The following is a 19,680-nucleotide window of genomic DNA, read 5'->3' as shown; positions in this document are numbered from 1 at the left end:
GACCAGACAAACTGCCGTCCGACGTCGTCGTCGACCTCTGATACTGGCAAGGACCTTGCAGCTGTGGTGGACTGGGTGGTAACCGCAGAACGACAAGGAGACCAAGAATGAGTGAGAAGAGCATCACCACAACCCGCGTCATTGACGCGTCAGCGGACGCTATTTTCAACGTCCTTTCCAACCCCGAGCGGCATGCGCAGATTGACGGCTCCGGCATGGTGCAGTCCGACGAAAAATCGGATCGCATCACCGCAGTTGGTCAGATGTTCACCATGAACCAGCACTGGGACAAGATGGGCGGCGACTACAAAACTGATAACCATGTGGTGGGCTACGACCATAACAAGCTCCTCGCGTGGAAGACGGCAGAGGCGGGCACCGAGCCTGCGGGATGGCAGTGGGTGTGGGAACTTCAGTCGCAGGGTCCGGACTCCACCGAGGTAACGCTCACCTACGACTGGAGCAACGTCACCGACACGAGGGTGCTCAAGCAAGTATCGTTCCCGGTGGTTTCCGACCATGAACTGGAGTCCTCGCTGAACAACCTCGCGGCCGCGGTGTCGGAGGCCTAGCCTCCTGCGGCGCACGATCACGGCCGGTGACCTTCCGAGCGAAGGTGACCGGCCGTCGTCGTGCCCGGGGCGGTCTTGGTGATTGCGTCGTGTACCGTCCATAGGGTGGCGCCCGACACATTGAGGGCGGTGGGGGACCGCACGGGCTCTCCAGTGGTTGACCAGCCGATCGGCTGGGCACTGGACCTTCCGTCCACTCATCCTGAAACGTTTCCCACAGAAGGGACTGCAGTGGACCTCAGTCAATTTATTGGTATCGGCATCGTGCTGGCTGTTGTGCTGGTGGTGGCTATTATTGCCGCCGTCGTCGCGCGGCTGGCACTGCGGATTGCCAGCCCGTCCGAAGCACTGATCATCACCGGCAAAGGCAGCCAGGAAAGCCAACGCGTGGTGTTCGGTAGAACATTCATCAACCCGTTCAGCCAAAAGGCGTTCTCGATTTCTCTCGCCTCGCGCCAGGTGACCCTGCAGATTGAGGGCATCTCCAAGAACGGCATCAAGCTGCGGTTGACTGGCGTGGCCCAGATCAAGGTTGGCGGGGATGAAGAAGCAGTGCGCCGCGCCGCGCAGCGGTTCCTCAACCAGCAGGACCAGATCGACCACTACACCCAGGAAACCCTTTCCGGTTCGCTGCGCTCCATCGTGGGCACCCTGACAGTGGACTCGATCATCAAGGACCGTGCTTCCTTCGCCAAGAGTGTCAAGGAAGAAGCCGAGCACTCAATGCACAACCAGGGTCTGGAGATCGACACCTTCCAGATCCAGTCGGTCGATGACGAGTCGAGTTACCTGAAGAACCTCGGCCGTCCGGAAGCGGCGCTCGCAGAAAAGCAGGCGAAGATTGCCGAAGCGAACGCGGCGCAGGAAGCTGCACAGGCCGCAGCCATCGCCGACGAGCAGGTGGCGCTGGCGGAACAACAGCTTGCGATCCGCCGCGCCGAGCTCAAAGAGGTTGCCGACGCACGGCAGGCCCAGGCGGATGCCGCAGGCCCACTGGCGGCCGCCGAGCAGCGTCAGTCCATTCTGGTCAAGGAACAGGCGGTTGCTTCGCGGCAATCCGAGCTGCGTGAACGTGAACTGGATATTGAGATCCGCAAGCCTGCCGACGCCGAGAAGTACCGCGTGGAGCAGGAAGCAGCGGGTAAGCTCGAGCAGCGCAAGCGTCAGTCGGAGGCCGATCAGGTTGAGGCTGAAGTGGCCCTGACCAAGCGGCGCCTGAGCGCTGAGGGCGACAAGGTCACCGCCGAGGCGGAAGCCGCAGCCAACACCGCACGCGGTAACGCAGCGGCGTCAGTGACCCGTGCCAACGGTGCAGCGGAAGCTGAGATCATCGCTCTTCGCGGCCAGGCGGAGGCAGACGTTGTCCGTCAGAAGGGAATTGCCGAGGCCCAGGGAATCGAAGCCCAGGCCAAGGCCTACGAGCAATTCAACGAAGCCGCAATTCTCAACAAGGTGATGGAGATCCTCCCGCAGATCGCTCGGGAAATCGCCGCTCCGATGGCGGGAATCGACAACATGACGGTCATCTCCAACGACGGCGCCACCCAGCTGAGCAAGAACGTGACCGGTGGACTGCAGCAGACGTTCCAGCTGCTCAAGGACACCACTGGGCTGGACGCAGTCGAAATGCTGAAGAACTGGGGAATGAAAGATAGCCCGCTGAGCGAGGAGTCTACGGCGCCAGCTCAAGACATCCGACCCTCCGGCGTTTAGTTCACCCGTCGATGAAATCGGCAGTCGCCCGCAGGAAAGACGCAGCCGCACGCGCACGTGCTGCGGCCTCGTCAGGGGTGGCCGGCAGCGGCTGACCTGTCGGACCGGACGCCGGGAGGAGACCCTTCCCGGCGTCCACCCGAGCGGTCAGGGGTGCCAGGAACGTCCTGGTGGAAGCAGCAACCGCGCCATAGAAATAGGGATTCTGTCGAGGCTGATGCGAGAAGGACTCAAGTACCCGCGCCAGGAACTCCGCATTGGTGATTTTTTGGGCGCTCGGAGCCAGCAGCAGGCTGGCGGCAGCGGTGAAATCTCCGTGACCGCCTGTCTCGTAGGCCACCTCGTCGGGTTGGCAGGCGCTGAAGAGCAATTCCCGTGCGTCGGCTCGCCGGCCAACGTTGACGGTAGCGCCGCGGCGCAACCTGAAGTTCTCGGTGGTGGTTGCATCGGGCACTACAAATCGTGCCCGGCGCCCGTGATCAGCTGCCCGTTCAGCTCCGTTGAGCACCGCGTCGCCGACTGACAGTAGCAGCCGGGTGCCGTCGCCTGAATGACACGAGTCGAAGAAGCCGGTCAGGCTCACGCCCTCAGGAAGCAGGTCGAAAATCTCCCCGAGATCATCGTCGATGATGAGGTTCCCGCCCTCAAAGTCCACCGGGCACAGGGCCTCGTCGAATAGCTTCTCCTCGTTGCCGTCCTCCGATTCGTCACCGTCGAGGTCGTCGACGTACGTCCCATGGCCTGCGTACTGCACCACCAGCACGTCCCCGGCGGTGCTGTGGGCGACTAGATCGAAGATTCCCTGCAGGATGTTGACTCGGGTGGCCGTCTCATCAAGGAGCGTGGTCACCTCGAACCCGACCGACTCCAGCTGCTTGCCCCAGGCCTGTGCGTCAGCGACGCAGCCATAGAGTTCCTTGCCGGCTGGGTAGGCGTTGATTCCAATGCACAGGGCCCGGCGGCTGCTTACCACTGGTTCCTCAGTGGCCGTGGGTGCCACCGCCCACGGTTCGCTGACTGTTCGGACGCCGAAGGCTTTCGGCTTCTTGCCCGTGATCCGGCGGGCAATGCTCTGCATCGTCGACGCGTTGTCGTCAAAACCACCATGGGTTGTGGCAGTGCTCCGGCGAGTCTCAGGACCCGTTTCGGTGACTGACCAGATCACCTCGGCCTTCGCTGCGGGGCCTTCGGTGTCGAAGAGCCTTAGTAGTTCAGGATCGGCGTTAAAACACTCCTGCAGGCCGAGAATGGGTGTGAATTCCTCCTTCTCGAAGGAGGCTCGGACCAGGTACAGCAAGGACTTCCCGTACCCCCCGGGGCAGGTGTCGGTCAGCTCGGTCTGCTGGGTCATGGTGTACATGGCCAGGGACTTGATGCCCTTGCCTGCCTCGACGGCCAGCGTCGCTTTGAAGGTGTCGGTGCGGACTGCCGGGGCCAGCAGGCTCACCGAGGCGAACTCCGGTACGCCAGCCTTCAGCGCTGCTGGGACAAAATAGGAGTGGAAGATGGAGCCAGCGCTATGCCCGACGGCGTGCACTGTGGCTTTGGGATGGGCGGAAAGGAACCTACTCAGCGCCCTTGCCACGTACAACGCACCACCACCCGGGGCGGAGGCGTCCTCAGCGAATTGCTTCATTTCGCCCCAGATTCGCTCACCGTTGGCAGCACGCGCCAGCAGCTCGATCGCCCGGTCCTTCACGTCCCCCAAGACACCCCTGGCTCCGGGAAGGGACCCGAACACGGCGTCGAGGAAGCCGGTCTCCCAGACAAAGAAGATCGGGTACACACCGTTCGATTTCCACCACTCGCACTGCTGGTGGGCGGACCGCAAGCCAGCTGCCTCACTGACCAGTCCGCCGTGGGCATAGATCATGATCGGTACCCCGGCACCCCCCGGCGCGAACGCCGGCAGGTGCTGCTCGAAAATGGCATCCACATCGGCGGCCGTGGTGCTGGTCTCCCCTCCGGTCGAGAACTTGCCGCGACTCAGGTTCACTATGTGCGGTTTCAATGCCGCGATCTGCTCGGCGCTCAGTCCCGAACCGCGCTGGGCGGTCGCAGTGGCGGATTCCATGGCTACTCCTCGTTGGGTGCCGTGGAGTCAAGCAGCTTCTTCAGGTAGCAGTGCCACGCGACGGCGACGGCCGGGTGGCAGCCAGTATCTGCCGAGCCCCGTTACTGCTGTGTTACTGACGGTTGGGTGCTTGACGGCGACGGCAGATGGGTAGATATTTCAGGTACCTGTCCGGTGGATGACTGGTTCCGGACGCGCAGTAGGGAGAGATGCCAATGGCGGGCGCGATGCTCGGTCCTGGGAGTCACACCGGGGAGCTGCGCCCGCTGACCATCCTGGCTGAGGGCCCGTTCACCCGTGGCCCCGATGGCCCGATGACGACGACTCTCAGGGTGCCCGTCGAACGCATTGGTGGGGGACCCCGCGGCGCGAGATTCGACGTCGTCGTCCGCGGACCGCGAGGGAGACCGTTGGACCTACTGCTCGGAGAGGACGACGACCCGTGGATGCTGATCGATCAGTGCCCACCACGCGACCTGGGTGAGCTGCTGGCTAACCGGCGGTTCCTCGCCCAGCACACCTACGCGGTGGCGGCGTCAACGCTTGCCGCTTTCGAGTCAACCCTGGGACGCCGGATGGGGTGGGCCCGTGGACGGAGGCTCCGGATCCATGCGTATGACACGGTGCCCTACGCCAATTCCGGCTACGACCGGGAAGACGGGGTGATCCGGTTTGGGCACCGCAGGGATGGCCGGGAGCGCCTGTCGGTTCCGTTGGCGTTATACCGGGATCTAGTGGCCCACGAGGTGACTCACGCGATCCTCGCTGGCTACCGGACGCGCTGGTCGGATCAGTTCGCGTCCCTCGACCAGTTTGCGCTTCATGAAGCGATCGCCGATCTGGTGGCAATGCTTTCAGTGTTTTCCTCGGCTGAACGGGTGGAGCAGTTGCTGGACCCGTTGGGGTCCGGGGCAACTGATCTCGCCGGATTGGACGAGCAGATCCTGCTGAGCGGTCTCTTTAGCTTTGGAGACGGTCTTTTCTCGCACGGGCCGGCCCGTCAGTCAATGCGAGCCCCGGTGCCGGCCGACTGGCGCACCCTGCCGGATCCCCATCGTCGGGGTGAGCCAATTGTTCAAGCGGTCCTGAACGTGGTGGCGCGCCTGTGGAAGGTCCGGCTGGACCAGCCAGGAGGCCGCTCGAGTCTTTACCAGGTGGCCAAATCGGGGGCGAAGGTAGGGGAGCAGGTGCTGGCGATGCTGATCCGCGGGCTCGGCTACATGGCGCCGGTAGACGTGACCTGGACCGATCTGCTGCGGGGAGTGCTGTCAGCCGACCTGATGCTCGTGCCGCAGGACCGGTACCACTATCGGCAAGTGGTCCGTGACGCTTTTGCCGAGGTAGGGGTGACGGTGGCTGAGGACGAAATGCTCTCGGGGACGGACAGGATGACTAGTCTTCGGTACCCCGTTCGGTTGTCTGCGCTGGGCACTGACCCCGAGGAGATTGTCAGGTTTATCTGGGAGAACGGTGACCTGTTCCGAGAGGCCGCGATGGATGAGAGGCATTCGGTGACTGTTGATCGGGTGCGCCCCAGTATCCGGGTCAGCCCCGACGGGTTCGTCGTGTCCGAAATTGGTGCGTCTTTTGTGCAGGAGTTCACCATCGGGCGCTCCGAGATGCGCCGAATGGGGCTGCAGGGCCCAGGGCCGGTGACCCTGAGGGGCGGTGGCTTGCTCCGCTTCGATGAGGGCGGGCACCTTTGTTACGCGGCGTTGAAGCCGGTCTATGACCCGGCGAGGCAGCAGGAGAACCTGCAGGATAAGGCCCGTGACGCGGCGATGCTCGCAGAAGTCACCCCCGCTAATCTTGGCTCCCGGGACGCCGCATCCCCAAAACTCACATTCCACACCCATGGACAGGGGCGGTAGCAGCACCTAGGCGACGGTACCCCAGGGAGCGTTTTTAGCGGCCATGGGTGCTTCCAGTTGGGCCCGCTGGGTGAACTTTCCACCCCGCAGGTCGGCGCTGACCCGCTTCAACACGTCCCGCCGGTTGGTGGCCGGATCGTCCCTGAGCGCTTGAAGCAGAAAATGGCTGAATGCGCCGCTGTACCGCCCGGAGAAGTCGGCGTCAGCAGCCGTCTGGTCGGACCGGCAGGCGGCGAACAATACCGGTTTGGCCCCAGCATCGGAGCGGACCAGGTCGCGGAACGCGTGAGGATCAGCAGATTCTGTCAATTCAAGTCCGAGCGGCGTGGGTGGCGGCACGAATCGCGGCCGTCTGGTGGGCAGCAGATCAAGGGCACGCAGTCCGGTGCCGCTGTGACAGGTGTCAAGGACGACGTCGAGCAGGGCGCCGTCGGGGACAGTGCCGAGCAGGTCATGCAACTCGTCGTCGAGAATGAGCGTTGACGCGTCCCACTGGTCGCCCTTTTGCCGCATATCGAACGTGACGAACGCTTCGTCGGCGCCATCCGGTTCGTCCCCTGACGTATCCAGAACCTGGGTGCCATGGCTGGAAAAGGTGAAGACCAGGTGATCGCCCGGTTTGGCCCGCTTCACCATTGCCTGCAACTTGCCGACGACAGCGCTTTTCGTTGCTTTCGAATCCAGCAGGACGGTGACGTTCCGCTTCGTGAATCCGTACTGTTCGGTGAGCAACGCGGCAAAGTCCTTCGCATCATTGACGCAGCCGTTGAGCCAGCCATTGGTCGGCAGGTTCTCGAACTTATTTATGCCAACGCAGAGTGCGTACTTGGACATTGCGCTGCTCCTTCCACAGGACCTGCCTGATCACAGGTATGCGGCAATCTAGCGGAACGGCTGTTACGGCGGTGTTACTGCCCGGTGCCTACCGTGCCTCAGGCGCCCGGTATGTTGCCATTTGCCGATGACGACGTTGCAAACTGTCCCGGCGGGGTGAGACAGCGGCGTCAGCGGGTTCGGCAGTGAGGTCAATGTGCCGTTCCCCATAGTGCCAGAGCAACACGTCGTCGAGCAGGCGGTCCGGGCCCGGCGAGTACCGATGATCCAGCGCTCGGCGCACCGAGGTGATGGTGTCCGCCTGCAGGAGCGATGCCAGGGCCGTCGTGGTCGTCAGTTCGTGGGCAGCGAGTAATTCGGCTGCCCAGCCCCAGTCGTCATCGGACTTTCGATCGACGTGGGGGAGGAGGGTCTGCCACACATCGCGCACCCGGTTGGGGGTGAGCGGGACGCTTCCCTCACCGCTCTCATCCCAAAAGCCAGTGACCGTTTCGTAACGCTCGTGCAGTTCAGCGAAGGCCGATTCCACCGATTCGAGCATCGCAGCGGTCCCAGTGAACTGCCGGTCGAAGTAGGGGCTCCAGGCGCGCGGATTGGAAGCCTTGAACCGGATATCGTGTTCGATTTCCGACCAGGCATGGGCCAGTACAGTGCGGATCTGCACCTCAAGCATATAGCTGCCACCCGCTTTGGCAGCAGGGTCCAGCGCACGCTGATATTCCTTGACCGCATCGTTCTGGATAGTCCGCAAGATCAGGTGCCTGCTCGAGTAGCCGTAGGTGCCGGATTCGATGGTGCCGATGTCCTTCTCCCGGTCCCCCCGGCAGTCAAACTCCTGACGCTGGCGCTTGATCAGGTTGGCTGCAACATCCACCTCGTGGGGCAGGGTGGTGATAACCCGGACGCCTACGACGTCGGTCAGGTTGCGCAACGGGTCAGGGAACACGAGGGTTGGCAGGTCCCCGGGAGACGTCGCCGCGAGCACGCGGGAGGCCTTGTCACGGAAGGACTCGACGGTCTTGGTGCGGGCTGTGACAAATAGTGGATTGAGTTCGGTGCCGACGAAAATACCCTGGATACCCTCCTGCATCTGGCGGGTGACTTCTTCCAGGCGCGGCCGTACCCGTTCAAACTGGAGGGTGCTCACTTCCACCGCGGGGCGGAGGCGGTCATCCAACTGATCCCAGGCGCTCATGAACACTCCTCCGACGATGGCTTCACGCCATCCTATCGGCCGGGTCTGACACACCTGGTAGGGGGAGGGTTAGAAGATGCCGATCTGCCCCTGACGAGCGGCTGTGGGCATCGAGTGGCCGTCAACCGGGCGGTCTTCGTCCTTGGTGGTGCCCTGCCGGGTGTCATAGCTGCGCGGGGTGCGTAGATCGCGTGATCGCTTCCGGAGACCGGTGATCACCAGGTACAGTCCACCGACCAAAAGGATCGCACCCAGGGTAAAGAGCACAACAGCGGCTCCTTGGGCAGTTCCACTGACGACCTCAAACAGCGCAGTCGGCAGGATGAATATGGTGGCTGCCAGGGCTATGCCGCCGCCAATAAGCCGTCGGGTTCCTTTGGTTTGCATTGTTCCCTCTCGATTGGTCTATTCATTCAAACACCAGCGCCAACACAAGGGAAGGGCAGGTACGGTTACGCTTCCGGTGTGGATAACCTACGCCGACGCACCCTGCTGGGCGCCGCGGGCACCCTTGCAGCAACTGCGCTCGCGGGCTGCGTGCCCGGCGGGCCTGCCGCCACCACCGAGCAATCTGAGGAACCAGTGACGCCCCAGCCCTACACCTATGGTGATGATCCGAGCCAGTTTGCCGAGTTGTATCTACCGGCAGCGAATCGCCGCCCCGGCGTCGTCGTCATCATTCACGGTGGCTACTGGCGCGACGGTTACGGGCTGGATCTCGGACAGCCGCTCGCCGAGGACCTAGCGTCCCGCGGCTACGTCTGCTGGAACCTTGAATACCGGCGGGCAGGCAATGGTGGTGGGTGGCCTGAAACCTTCGACGATGTGAGTGCCGGAATAGATCTCCTGGCCGCTGCCGCCGACGAGCACAGTCTGGATCTAAGCACGACGACGGCCCTCGGCCACTCAGCAGGCGGACACCTGGCCGTGTGGGCCGCCGGGCGATCAGGATTGCCCGACGGTGCGCCCGGAGCCGGGACGCCACTGGTGCCGCTGACCGGCGTCGTCAGCCAGTCAGGGGTGCTGAACCTGGCTCAGGCCCACGAACTGGGGTTGGGCGATGGTGCGGTGCTGAACCTGTTGGGAGTGGATCCGGCTGAGGATCCCGAACGCTATCGGCTGGCCGACCCGATGGCAGCAATTCCGCTGGCCATTCCGGTACTGGCGCTGCACGGTGAGGACGACTCGACGGTTCCGCTCAGCCAGTCGGAAAGCTATGTCTCTGCGGCAGTGGCCGCAGGTGCGGCTGCGGACTTGATCGCAATCCCCGGTGACCACTTTGCCATGATCGCCCCGGGAACTGATGCGTGGGACCAGGTGGTCCAGGCGGTAGCCCAGCTGATAGCCACCTGAACAGGTTCCGTGGCCTCCGCAGACGGGAGCCGTAGCGAATTACTGTTGATCCGGGTTCGGGGATAACGTATTCAGACCGACTGAAAGGCATCCATCAATGAGCGGCACCAACACCATCCCCGTGCTAGAAATCGGTGGCACCCACCTCACTGCCGCGCTGGTGGAATCGGGAACCTGGGCCATCGATCGAGGGTCGCTGGCCCGGGTGCACCTGCAGGCCCAAGGCACCGCTGAGAGCCTGGTCGAGGAGATTGGGGTTGCCGCTGACGCACTGGGCGGCGCGCCGGGAGCTGTATGGTCTGTCGCGATCCCCGGACCGTTCGATTATGAGCACGGTATCGGCCGGTTTGAACACGTGGGAAAGTTCGACAGCCTGTTTGGCTTCGATCTCGGTGCCGCCCTGATGGGGCGGATCAAACCTACGCCCGGCGCTATCCATTTCCTCAACGATGCTGACGCGTTCGGCATAGGTGAATACGCGCTGGGTGCCGCCCAGGGTGTAGAACGTGCCGTCTGCATCACCCTGGGAACCGGGGTGGGCTCAACATTCCTGGTCGACGGTGACCCAGTCAGCACCGGGCCCGCAGTTTCACCCGACGGAAGTATCCACCAGGAGAGCTACCAGGGCCGTCCCCTGGAAAACACTGTGTCCCGTAGGGCCATTCGTACTGCCTTCGCCGAGGCGTCGGGGGCGGATCCGATAGCTGGTCCTGACGTTCACACGATCGCTGACCTCAGCCGCGCCGGCGATGCGACGGCTCGGCAGGTGCTGGACAGGGCGTTCGGCGCCCTGGGCGAGACACTGGCTGCCGTGATCAATCGTTTCGACGCCGGGATCCTGGTAATCGGCGGATCCATGTCCAGGTCCTGGGATTTAGTGGAACCCGCAGTTCGCACTGGAATGATCCTCGCCGACGAGCGTCTAGCCAATTTCAGGATTGAGCAGGCAATCCTGCCCGACGACGCCGCTCTGGTGGGTGCAGCCTATTCGGCCGTCAGCGAAGTGCGCTGACGGCCGAATAGGGTTACTCTGACGGGATTTCTGCGTCGGGCGTTTCTTCAAGGGAAGTGGCTTTCCAGGCGCCCTCCGAGAAGACGACCGTCGCCGAGTAGATGGTGCCGGCGGGGTCGAATGGGCGCGTCTCCTGGACCTCTCCTGCCGCATCGAACGAGGTGTAGGCGTCAGGGTTGACGGTAATCAGCGCGTCCACCTCAACGTCTTCGGAGACTTCGTCCGCTGGAGTGGTAACGATGATTTGCTTGACCTTCGGCTGACCTCCAAGCACCCATCCGCCATCGTCATACATGGCAGCAAACTCTTCGGCCTCTGCTGTTGCAGCGTCAGCGCCGTCGAAGGCGGCGAGTAACTCCCCGGTCTCACCGGTCCGCTGGTTGTAGGACTTCAGTTCGAAGACGTTGTGGAGGAATGCCCGTGCACCCTCTGGGCTTGCTTCACTCATGAGGTCATTGGTCTCGGGCGGCTGAATATTCTGCGCCGGTGCGGTGGAGCTCGCGGGGGTGGGTCCAGCAGCCTCCGAGGGGGCGGCTGACTCGGTGGATTCACCGCACGCTGTCAGCGTGGCAAGTGCAATGACGGCGATGGCCGCTGCGTTTTTGATCTTCATGATTTCCCCAACAGGTCGAAGTCTTCTAGTCGCCTCGGATGGCGTAGTCCACCCCCATCTTAGCCGTAGCCTTAGGCAACTAGCGGTCGGTTTCGGGGTGGTGTGCGCGAGATCACACGGCGCGCCCAGGAAGCGCGCCGCCGTCGCGCCCGTCCGCTCGACGGCCCGAGATGCTAACTTGTTAGCGTGCTCACCGTGATCGGGGAAACCCTCATAGACGAAGTCATCAGCGATGTCGCCTCGCCCCGCGCCCACGTGGGCGGTAGCCCCATGAACGTGGCCGTCGGCCTGGCCAGACTGGGACATCCCTGCCGATTCATCGGCCGCTGGGGCGACGACGAGTATGGCCGGATGATCCACGAGCACCTCCGCAGCAACTCAGTGCTGACCCCGATAGGGCCGGACGATCACCCCACCAGCATCGCCACAGCACGGCTGGATCCTGCAGGCGGGGCCTCCTACAAGTTCCAGCTCATGTGGGACCTGCCGACTGTCCGTGAGCAGACCGAGCAGATCCTTGAGGGCACCACGCTGCTGCATACCGGCTCGATCGCGACCATGCTTGAGCCGGGAGCCGCTGAAGTGCTCTCCGTCGCCCAGCGGGCCCACCCTCTCGCGACCATCTCCTACGATCCGAACTGCCGTCCGAGCATCGTCACCGATGTCGACTACGCCCGAACGCAGGCCGAGAAATTTGTTGAACTCGCCGACGTAGTGAAGGCCTCAGATGAGGATCTCGAGTGGCTCTATCCAGGCCAGGATGTATTCGAGACTGCCCGGAAATGGTTGGCGAAGGGTCCAGCCATGGTGGTGGTGACGCGCGGCTCGCTCGGCCCCTGGGCCGTCGTATCGCGTGGCGAAACCTCAGTGCCAGCCCCGGCCACTCAAGTGGTCGACACGGTGGGCGCGGGTGACTCCTTCATGTCGGCCCTACTGGGTTCTCTGGTGGACCGCGGCCTGGTCGGAGCGCAGCACCGGAATGACCTGCGCCACATATCCGTTGAGCAGATGGAAGCGGTGCTCGCCTATGCTGCGAAAGCGGCAGCCGTTACAGTTTCCCGTGCCGGCGCGAATCCGCCAGTACGTAGCGAGCTAGTGCCAGATCCCAAATGAGCCAGGAGTAGTCATGACCCGTGATCCGTACGCAGACCTTCCAACAGTCCCCGAATTTACTCTTACCAGCACAGACATCGAGGACAACCAGCCGCTGGACGCGAAGCACGCGTCCGGCGTCATGGGGATTCCCGGCGGAAAGGATCTTTCCCCCCAACTGTCGTGGAGCGAGTTCCCTGAAGGAACAAAGAGTTTCGCCGTGACGGTTTACGATCCGGATGCCCCGACAGCCAGTGGATTCTGGCACTGGGCGGTCTTCAACCTTCCGGTCAGCACCACCTCGTTGCCATCGGGCGCAGGCGTGGAAGGCAGCACCGAATTGCCGGACCGCGCCATCCAGTTAAGGAACGACGGCGGCTACAACGGCTTCATCGGCGCGGCGCCTCCTGCTGGTCACGGCCCACATCACTACCACGTCGTGGTGCACGCGGTAGATGTGGAAAGCCTTGAGGTACCGGCTGAAGGAAGCAATGCTTACCTCGGCTTCAACCTGTTCTCGCACACCCTCGGACGTGCCCGACTGATTGCTACGTTCGAGCAGTAGGCATACTCCAACCGGTCCTTTCACGATGCTCTGGGTGGGTACCTGGGCCAGTGAAACCGGGCTGGTCTGGGCAGGTATTCTTAAAGCGATCCGCTCTAAGAAGGAGTACCCGCATGCGCTTGGTCGCCAGCGACATGGACGGAACTATCGTCGGTCACGACGGCAAGATCAGTCCCCGAACAGTTCAGGCGTTCCAGGCGTGCTTGGATGCTGGAGTAGAGGTGGTGTTTGTCACCGGCCGGCCGCCGCGCTGGCTCCACCCGCTGCGCGAGCAGCTCGGTCACCGGGGGACTGTGATCTGCTCCAACGGCGCCGTGACCTACAATCTTGATGACGAAAGGGTGCTGAGCGCTCACCTCCTCGAACACAGCAACATCCTGGCGGCTCGAAAGATCATTCTTGACCTTTACCCGGCCGCATCCTTTGCCGCCGAGACGGTCAACGGGTTCCACATTGAGCATGGTTTTGCCGAGGAGGGTGCGGTGGAACTCCTCGCTGGAGCTGTAGCGATGCCGCTAGCGGATTCTCTAGAAGGTCAGGGAGTCATCAAGTTTCTGGCCCGGGAACGCGAGGTTAGGCCGGACAACTTCCTCAACACGGTCCGGCCAGCGGTGGCCCATCTGGTGGCAGCAACCCACTCCGCACCGAGTGTTGCCCTACTGGAAATGTCGATGCCCGGCATCGACAAATCGGTCACGCTCGCCGAATTCGCCGCGAGCCGTGGCATCAGCCAGGTCGACGTCGTCGCGTTCGGGGACATGCCCAACGACGTCCAGATGCTTAGCTGGGCTGGCACCGGGTATGCCATGGCGTCGGGACATCAGGAAGCCATTGCCGCAGCGGATCTGCAGGCACCGGCCTTTGACGACGACGGAGTGGCGCAAATTCTTGAGGAACGCCTGGCTGCCCTCAGGGCCACCTTCTAGGCATGTTGCCCTACCTGCAGAATGTCGGGCCGGACGGGCAGCAGCGGCCGCTCGCCCTGTCTCATCGCGGGTACTCGGCCGACGGGCTGGAAAACTCGATGGCTGCCTTTGAGGCCGCCGTCGAGCTGGGCTACGGGTACCTCGAGATCGACATCCGCAGCTCCCGCGACGGCGCCGTCATGGTCTTCCATGATGCGCTCCTGGACCGAGTCTGCGACGTTGCGGGGCCGGTGGCGGGGCGCACCCTGGCGGAACTTGGCGCCGTCCGCATCCGGGGAGTCGAACCGATTCCCACCCTCGAAGAAGTGCTGACCCGCTGGCCGGCCATCAAACTGAACATTGATATCAAAGATGACGCCTCGGTGGAGCCCTTCGCCCGGTTGGTGGAGCGCCTTGGTGCGCATGACCGGGTTCTGGTTGCCTCCTTCTCGGATCGGCGGCGACTGCAGGTCCTGAAGCTGTTGTCCCGGCCCGTTGCCTCTTCCGCCGGGCAATTGTCCTCGGCGCTGCTTTGGCTGTTGAGCCCGCTTGGCCAGACCCATCGCTTGGCCCGGATTCTCAAGGTGGATTGCCTACAGGTTCCGGTGCGGCACGCTGGGGTTTCAGTGGTGACCGAACGGTTTGTCAGCCGGTGCAGGACGGCGGGATTACCGCTTCACGTCTGGACGGTCAACGATGCCGAGGCGATGGAACGACTCCTCCTGATGGGCGGTGGTGTTGACGGGCTGGTCTCCGACCGCGCAGACCGTCTGGCTACCGTCATGAACGCCCGGGGGCACTGGCCGCAGGCACCCTGACGCCCACACCATGCCTGCCGCCCACTAGCCCTGCCGAAGAAAAGTACAGCACCCGCATCCGCGCCGTTAAGCATCCACTGCCCTGCGGCTACGACACTCTTCTGGCCGAGGTAGCCTCGATCCACAAGTGAAACAGGGCGTACGCCCGGTACGGCCGCCACCGCTCAGACAGGGTTTCGGCCTCACTGATGCTGGGGTTACCCATCGCCCGGCGCAGGACGAGATCGCCCGGTGTGAATGCATCCCGATCGCCGAGCACCCTGACGGCCAGATAGTCGGCCGACCACGGGCCGATGCCGGGGATAGCCAGGAGCGCCGTGCGGACGTCAGCGTGGTCGCCGCTGAGGACCAGCCCGTCGCAAAAAGCCCGGGCAACGTGCTGCACGGTAGCTCCACGGGTACGGGTGACGCCGATGGCGCTGCGTAAGTCCTCAGGGGGAGCCGACGCAAGGACTGCCGGGGTGGGAAAGATGGTCAACCCTGCCTCTCCAGGCGTTCCGTAGGCAGCAGCCAGCCGGCCACCAAAGGTGCCAGCTGCCGCCACCGAGACCTGCTGGCCGAGGACAGTCATGACGGCTGCCTCGAACGGCTCGGGGTAGCCGACGGCGCGCAGGCCCGGACGATGCTTCACCAACGGCCCCAGGAGGGCGTCCGAGATGAAGGCCCGCGCCACTTTTTCCAGATCCGTTTCCAGGTCCAGCCAGCGGCGGATTGTCGTTTTCAGGGCGGGAAGCTGATTTCTGGGAGCCGCGGTGCTGACCGTTACACCGGTTCGGCCGATCGTGACGGTCACTGCACGGTGGCCGGTGGGCGTGCTGAGGAGCCGAGTGTGGGAGAGCCCGGAGCGGCCCGGGACTTCGCAGCCCGGGATGAAGTGGTTTCTGAGGAGGGAGACCATCGGCTCTACCTCGATTGACCCGTTGGCGGGCAGGGAAAAAACATTCACCAGGTAAGCCTACGGTCGTGGCCTACCCCAAAACCGGATCCGTCAGCGTTCTCAGGTGATCCAGTGCGTGCGGCCCGTACTCGCCCATTGATGCGTCGTCGGCGTGAATCAGCAGCCGTAACCAGGAACCGTATCGGTGCAGCCGGGCCAACTGGAGCGCTGGCTCGACAGCGAGGCGCAGTTCGGGCAGCGGGGCATAGTCAGTCCAACACTCAAGGTAGGCGGTAATGACCCGCCGGATCCGCGGGTCGTCGACTGTGGTCTGCCACTGCTCCTGCATCACGCTCAGCGGAACGTACAGCGAGCTGAAAGGGTGCGCCCAGTAGGAGTCCCCGAAGTCGAAAAACCGCAGCGGGGCTGTAGTGATGCCGGGGATGAAGGCATTGCCCGGGTGGAGATCGTTGTGCTCAAGGGTAAGGGGGACACCCGATGCGAGGACCGCCGCTGCCGCCTCTTCAAGGGCTGGAACGCTTGCGTAGACTCCGTCGGCTGCCTGCGGGGAGAGGCGAAGGGGATGCTCGGGCGGCAGACCGGTATGGAGAAGTAGCTGGTTGCTGGCGAAGTTCCCAGCGATCCGTGGGTCCATGCTGACCAGGCCAGCGGCCGCCAGCGGGTTGCGGTGGGGAATGAGTTGTTTCTGGAGATCAGCGAAATCCTTCACCACCCGAACCCAGAGCTGATAATCGGTCGATTTGAGGGACGCGAGTGTTTTCCCGTGGTCGGGAGTGAGCAGCCAGCCCTTGGCCGGTTCGATGGCCAGCGGAGCAGCAACGTGGTCCGGCACCAACTCGGACAGGCAGGCGACAACTGCCGCCTCAGTGAATTGCCCAGGATTGTTCGCTTTGAACCAGAGCTGTCCATGATTCGTTGACACGGTGAGTTGGGTGGCCCAAAACCGGATCCGCGCTGCCTCAAGTGGGCCCGTTTGAGTCAGGTTACAGTTGTCGAGCACCAGGGTGATCCACTGCTGGACCTCTTCCCTCCACGACGGCGATGCCCAGACCTGCTGCAGATCCATCAGGACCCGGCCACTGCTGCAGCACCAGCTGCGGTCGTTCCGCCCAGCACACCGATCCTCACCATCACACCAGTGTAGGCACTCCCGGGAAGGCGAATCAGGGGAGGAAGGGTGAGGTCAGGCGAAAGTTTCAAGCCAGTCGATTGCCTCAACCTCGGAGGTGAAGAACTGAGCAGGGTGCTCAGCGTTGTCAGCGAAGGCTGCTACTACCCGGTCAACCGGGCCTTCACCCACTAGGGCAATCGCTGCGATGCCCTGCTCATCGCAGAGCGCCCTGCGGGCAGCGGTGGTGAACGCGACAGCCCTCATGCTGATCAGGATTCGACGTGTTCCGGAAGTGAGAAGTGACGCAGCAAGGGCGGTCCGGGCATCGTCAGCTGTGACAGTTGTTGGGGGACTCCAACTCACGGGCAAAATTCCGTCTTCCCTCACCGCGAGACGTTGCCTTTCATCGGCCGTAGGGCCGCGCTCGGCGGTGATGATGTTGAAGTTGTCCATGACGTGTCCTGAAATCCAAGTGAATAATTGAAGCTTAAAGCAGTGTTATCGGACTACTTCGTCGCAGGCGATCTTTCGGATGTGTTCATTTCCGGTGAATATTCGTTGGCCAGCCCGACAACCGCCGCGGCCACCTGGTTGACATCACATCCGTCGGTTGAAATGACTGCATCGTCAGCGTCGGCTGTCTGCAGAATCGCCTGCAACTCGCCGGTACGGTGTAGGTGCCACCCCAGCGCAGGATCAAGGGAGCCGTGACGGTGCCGCAGTCTGTTCCGGACCGTGGTGAGCTGGGCGTCCAGTCGAATCACCACGAGGGGGCTGCCCAGCGCCAGCTCGTATTGCCGACGGTGCGCGGAGCCCTCGATCACTCCAGCGAGGATCAGGACCGTGGCTCCCGCCGCACGGAAATTGGGCACCATGGCGGTCAGGTTGGCGAGCTCAAGGTCGCGGTTGAACGGGTCGCCGGCCGGAGCCGGCCAGGCGAACCGTAACCAGTCAAGATCGATTACCGCATGGGGCACTCCGTCGGCGGCCAGGAGCGCTGCTGCTGCCTGGGCGACGGACGTCTTTCCCGCCCCCACAGTTCCATTGAGGAAGAGGCACCGCATCGTTGGTCTCATCGGCTCAGCCTAATCCCACCGCAGCCACGACGGGCGGGGCGCCTGACAATCGGCGGTCCGGGTGAGCAGGACTAGCGACCCTGGGAAAGCAATTTTTCCAACTCCGCCTGAACTTCGGCGAACCTCTGGTAGCCGTCGCTGGACCCGAAATGCCCGCCCCCTGTTACGGTGATCAGCCTGGCGCCAAGCCGGCTCGCAAGACTGGCAGTCAGGACCGGAGCTACTACCGGGTCATTGTCCGATCCGATCACCGTGCAGCGGGGGACCAACAGATTGTCGACAAACTCATTGCCGGTGGTGAAGCCGTCGAGGAGCGGGAGGGAATCGAGGTGCTCGGCGAACCCGGCGACAAGGATCAGGCCCCCGAGCGACCAACCCGGATCCAGAGACGCCAGGTAGCGAAGTGCAGTAATGCAGCCGAGGCTGTGCGCGATGATCACCGTCTCGGCTGAAGGACGCCCGATGGACTCGTGGAGGGCAGCAATCCAACCGGCTGTGGTGGGCTCGTTCGGTGTGGGTAGTTCGAGCACTGTGACGCTGTCCTGCCGCGATGAGAAGCGGGACTTCAGCCACGGAAACCAGTGCTCGCCAGGAGACGCCTGGTAGCCGTGGACCACGAAGATGTCCATCCGGCTCAGCCCAGCTTCGACGGGCGGTACCCTTTGTCGGAGGCGTCGACGTCGTCGGGCCCGGTGACGTGTTCGCTGCCCCGCCAGCGGGCGAGCCCGTTCATCGAATGGTAAATCACCAGGGTGGCGGCTGTGCCCAGTGCTATGCCTTCGAAGGTGAGTTCGCCGATGGCCCAGGTGAAGTTGGCGATTCCAACTACCAGGGCAACCCCCGCCGTGGACAGGTTGATCGGGTTGGAGAAGTTCACCTGGTTCTGCACCCAGATCCTCACACCGAGAATGCCGATCATGCCATACAGCACCACTCCCGCTCCGCCAATGACGCCGGGCGGGACGGTGGCGATCAACGCGCCGAACTTGGGGAAGAGGCTCAGCAGGATGGCGACAATTCCGGCAACCCAGTATGCCGCAGTGGAATACACGCGGGAGGCTGCCATGACGCCGATATTCTCAGCGTAAGTGGTGGTACCCGATCCGCCGCCGGATCCGGCGAGCATCGTGGCGAGGCCGTCAGCCATCAGCGCGCGTCCGGTCACCGGGTCAAGATCGCGTCCGGTCATCGCCGCGACCGACTTCACATGGCCAATATTTTCGGCGACCAGAACGAGAACAACTGGGACAAACAACCCGACAACTGACAGGTGGAACTCTGGTGTCTGAAACGGCGGCAGGCCAACCCACGCGGCGTCACCAATCGCAGCGAAGTCCACTTCCCCGCGCAGCATTGCGACGACGTAGCCGGCCAGGACACCCACGAGGATGGAAAGCCGTCCGAGGATCCCCCTGAACAGGACAGTCACCAGCAGGATCACCACCACTGTGATGAGCGCGGTCAGCGGCGCCTGCTCGAAGCTGGATTTCGCTGTCGGCGCGAGGTTCAGGCCAATCAGCGCGACGATAGCGCCGGTGACGATCGGCGGCATAATCACCTGGATCCACCGGGAGCCGGCCCTGTGCACAATGGCACCGATGATGGCCAGTACCGCGCCAGCCATGATGATGCCGCCGAGTGCGCCAGCGGCTCCGTGCTGGCTTTGGGCGGCGGCGATCGGTGCGATGAAGGCGAAGCTTGAACCGAGGTAGCTGGGAACCCTTCCGGCGGTGATGATGAGGAACAAGATGGTGCCGATCCCCGAAAAAAGGAGGGTGGTCGCCGGCGGGAACCCAGTAATGAGGGGCACGAGGAACGTTGCACCAAACATGGCGACGACGTGCTGCGCGCCAATACCTATCGTTCGAGGCCAGCTCAGCCGCTCATCCGGGGCAACAAATTGCCCGGGTAGGACGTTCTTCCCGTCGCCGTGAACTGTCCAAGTGGTACCGAGCCTACTCATGGCTGTGCCTTCCAA

The 19,680-nt window shown here is 63.2% G+C and carries 20 protein-coding genes; 9 read left to right on the top strand and 11 right to left on the bottom strand.

Annotated elements, in window-relative coordinates; translation table 11 throughout:
* The first annotated feature begins 107 nt into the window (after nucleotides 1-107).
* Together Y703_RS0114090 and Y703_RS0114085 are read left to right on the top strand one after the other, a co-directional pair.
* Nucleotides 108-572 (top strand): SRPBCC family protein, encoded by a 465-nt coding sequence (locus Y703_RS0114090; protein ID WP_026553218.1) that lies wholly within the window; start codon nucleotides 108-110, stop codon nucleotides 570-572.
* Between the two features lie 105 nt (nucleotides 573-677).
* Nucleotides 678-2,285 (top strand): flotillin family protein, encoded by a 1,608-nt coding sequence (locus Y703_RS0114085; protein WP_253908061.1) that lies wholly within the window; start codon nucleotides 678-680, stop codon nucleotides 2,283-2,285.
* 1 nt (nucleotide 2,286) lies between these two features.
* On the opposite strand, the gene Y703_RS21025 is transcribed toward Y703_RS0114085, so the two are convergent.
* On the bottom strand, nucleotides 2,287-4,359 hold the full coding sequence (locus tag Y703_RS21025) for a caspase family protein (protein ID WP_051427606.1): 2,073 nt from the start codon (nucleotides 4,357-4,359) through the stop codon (nucleotides 2,287-2,289).
* A gap of 215 nt (nucleotides 4,360-4,574) precedes the next feature.
* Here Y703_RS21025 and Y703_RS0114075 point away from each other — a divergent pair, with 215 nt between their 5' ends.
* Complete coding sequence (locus Y703_RS0114075) at nucleotides 4,575-6,230, top strand: gluzincin family metallopeptidase (protein WP_026553216.1); 1,656 nt, start codon at nucleotides 4,575-4,577, stop codon at nucleotides 6,228-6,230.
* Between the two features lie 6 nt (nucleotides 6,231-6,236).
* On the opposite strand, the gene Y703_RS0114070 is transcribed toward Y703_RS0114075, so the two are convergent.
* The 3 genes from Y703_RS0114070 to Y703_RS0114060 form a co-directional block, all read right to left on the bottom strand.
* Nucleotides 6,237-7,064, bottom strand: a complete 828-nt coding sequence (locus Y703_RS0114070; protein WP_026553215.1) for a caspase family protein — start codon at nucleotides 7,062-7,064, stop codon at nucleotides 6,237-6,239.
* 88 nt (nucleotides 7,065-7,152) lie between these two features.
* Nucleotides 7,153-8,259: a GTP pyrophosphokinase gene (locus Y703_RS0114065; RefSeq protein WP_026553214.1), complete on the bottom strand. Its 1,107-nt coding sequence runs from the start codon at nucleotides 8,257-8,259 to the stop codon at nucleotides 7,153-7,155.
* A gap of 69 nt (nucleotides 8,260-8,328) precedes the next feature.
* Complete coding sequence (locus Y703_RS0114060) at nucleotides 8,329-8,646, bottom strand: hypothetical protein (RefSeq protein WP_026553213.1); 318 nt, start codon at nucleotides 8,644-8,646, stop codon at nucleotides 8,329-8,331.
* A gap of 78 nt (nucleotides 8,647-8,724) precedes the next feature.
* Here Y703_RS0114060 and Y703_RS0114055 point away from each other — a divergent pair, with 78 nt between their 5' ends.
* Both Y703_RS0114055 and Y703_RS0114050 read left to right on the top strand, forming a co-directional pair.
* Entirely contained in the window at nucleotides 8,725-9,612 is an 888-nt protein-coding gene (locus Y703_RS0114055; protein ID WP_081743554.1) for an alpha/beta hydrolase, read from the top strand.
* A gap of 97 nt (nucleotides 9,613-9,709) precedes the next feature.
* A complete protein-coding gene (locus tag Y703_RS0114050) occupies nucleotides 9,710-10,624 on the top strand; it encodes an ROK family protein (RefSeq protein WP_026553211.1) in 915 nt (304 codons plus the stop codon).
* A 13-nt stretch (nucleotides 10,625-10,637) separates the two neighbouring features.
* Here Y703_RS0114050 and Y703_RS0114045 read toward each other — a convergent pair whose 3' ends face one another.
* Nucleotides 10,638-11,237: a DUF6318 family protein gene (locus tag Y703_RS0114045; protein WP_026553210.1), complete on the bottom strand. Its 600-nt coding sequence runs from the start codon at nucleotides 11,235-11,237 to the stop codon at nucleotides 10,638-10,640.
* A gap of 186 nt (nucleotides 11,238-11,423) precedes the next feature.
* Between Y703_RS0114045 and Y703_RS0114040 the strand changes: the two genes are divergently transcribed.
* The 4 genes from Y703_RS0114040 (at nucleotide 11,424) to Y703_RS0114025 (ending at nucleotide 14,617) form a co-directional block, all read left to right on the top strand.
* On the top strand, nucleotides 11,424-12,350 hold the full coding sequence (locus Y703_RS0114040; RefSeq protein WP_026553209.1) for a carbohydrate kinase family protein: 927 nt from the start codon (nucleotides 11,424-11,426) through the stop codon (nucleotides 12,348-12,350).
* Nucleotides 12,351-12,363: 13 nt separating this feature from the next.
* Entirely contained in the window at nucleotides 12,364-12,894 is a 531-nt protein-coding gene (locus tag Y703_RS0114035) for a YbhB/YbcL family Raf kinase inhibitor-like protein (RefSeq protein ID WP_026553208.1), read from the top strand.
* 113 nt (nucleotides 12,895-13,007) lie between these two features.
* Nucleotides 13,008-13,820, top strand: a complete 813-nt coding sequence (locus Y703_RS0114030; RefSeq protein WP_026553207.1) for an HAD family hydrolase — start codon at nucleotides 13,008-13,010, stop codon at nucleotides 13,818-13,820.
* Nucleotides 13,821-13,822: 2 nt separating this feature from the next.
* Nucleotides 13,823-14,617, top strand: coding sequence for a glycerophosphodiester phosphodiesterase family protein (locus Y703_RS0114025; RefSeq protein WP_026553206.1), 795 nt, complete (start codon nucleotides 13,823-13,825; stop codon nucleotides 14,615-14,617).
* An 88-nt stretch (nucleotides 14,618-14,705) separates the two neighbouring features.
* Here Y703_RS0114025 and Y703_RS0114020 read toward each other — a convergent pair whose 3' ends face one another.
* The 6 genes from Y703_RS0114020 to Y703_RS20055 all read right to left on the bottom strand — a co-directional run bounded on the left by Y703_RS0114020 (nucleotide 14,706) and on the right by Y703_RS20055 (nucleotide 19,665).
* A complete protein-coding gene (locus Y703_RS0114020; protein WP_155849542.1) occupies nucleotides 14,706-15,563 on the bottom strand; it encodes a DNA-3-methyladenine glycosylase family protein in 858 nt (285 codons plus the stop codon).
* 22 nt (nucleotides 15,564-15,585) lie between these two features.
* Nucleotides 15,586-16,581 carry a phosphotransferase gene (locus tag Y703_RS0114015; protein WP_026553204.1) on the bottom strand — a complete coding sequence of 332 codons (996 nt, stop codon included), beginning with the start codon at nucleotides 16,579-16,581 and terminating at the stop codon, nucleotides 15,586-15,588.
* Between the two features lie 117 nt (nucleotides 16,582-16,698).
* Nucleotides 16,699-17,079 carry a DUF7793 family protein gene (locus Y703_RS0114010; protein ID WP_026553203.1) on the bottom strand — a complete coding sequence of 127 codons (381 nt, stop codon included), beginning with the start codon at nucleotides 17,077-17,079 and terminating at the stop codon, nucleotides 16,699-16,701.
* Between the two features lie 53 nt (nucleotides 17,080-17,132).
* A complete protein-coding gene (locus Y703_RS20060; RefSeq protein WP_216698903.1) occupies nucleotides 17,133-17,702 on the bottom strand; it encodes a hypothetical protein in 570 nt (189 codons plus the stop codon).
* 71 nt (nucleotides 17,703-17,773) lie between these two features.
* Nucleotides 17,774-18,331: an RBBP9/YdeN family alpha/beta hydrolase gene (locus Y703_RS0114000; RefSeq protein WP_051427605.1), complete on the bottom strand. Its 558-nt coding sequence runs from the start codon at nucleotides 18,329-18,331 to the stop codon at nucleotides 17,774-17,776.
* A 5-nt stretch (nucleotides 18,332-18,336) separates the two neighbouring features.
* On the bottom strand, nucleotides 18,337-19,665 hold the full coding sequence (locus tag Y703_RS20055; RefSeq protein WP_035765260.1) for a uracil-xanthine permease family protein: 1,329 nt from the start codon (nucleotides 19,663-19,665) through the stop codon (nucleotides 18,337-18,339).
* Nucleotides 19,666-19,680 lie beyond the last annotated feature (15 nt).

It is taken from the genome of Arthrobacter sp. H20, assembly GCF_000520515.1.
In the GTDB taxonomy this organism is placed as follows: Bacteria; Actinomycetota; Actinomycetes; order Actinomycetales; family Micrococcaceae; genus Arthrobacter_D.
Note: the sequence above shows the minus strand (reverse complement) of the source record. Positions and strands in the feature narration are given on the sequence as shown.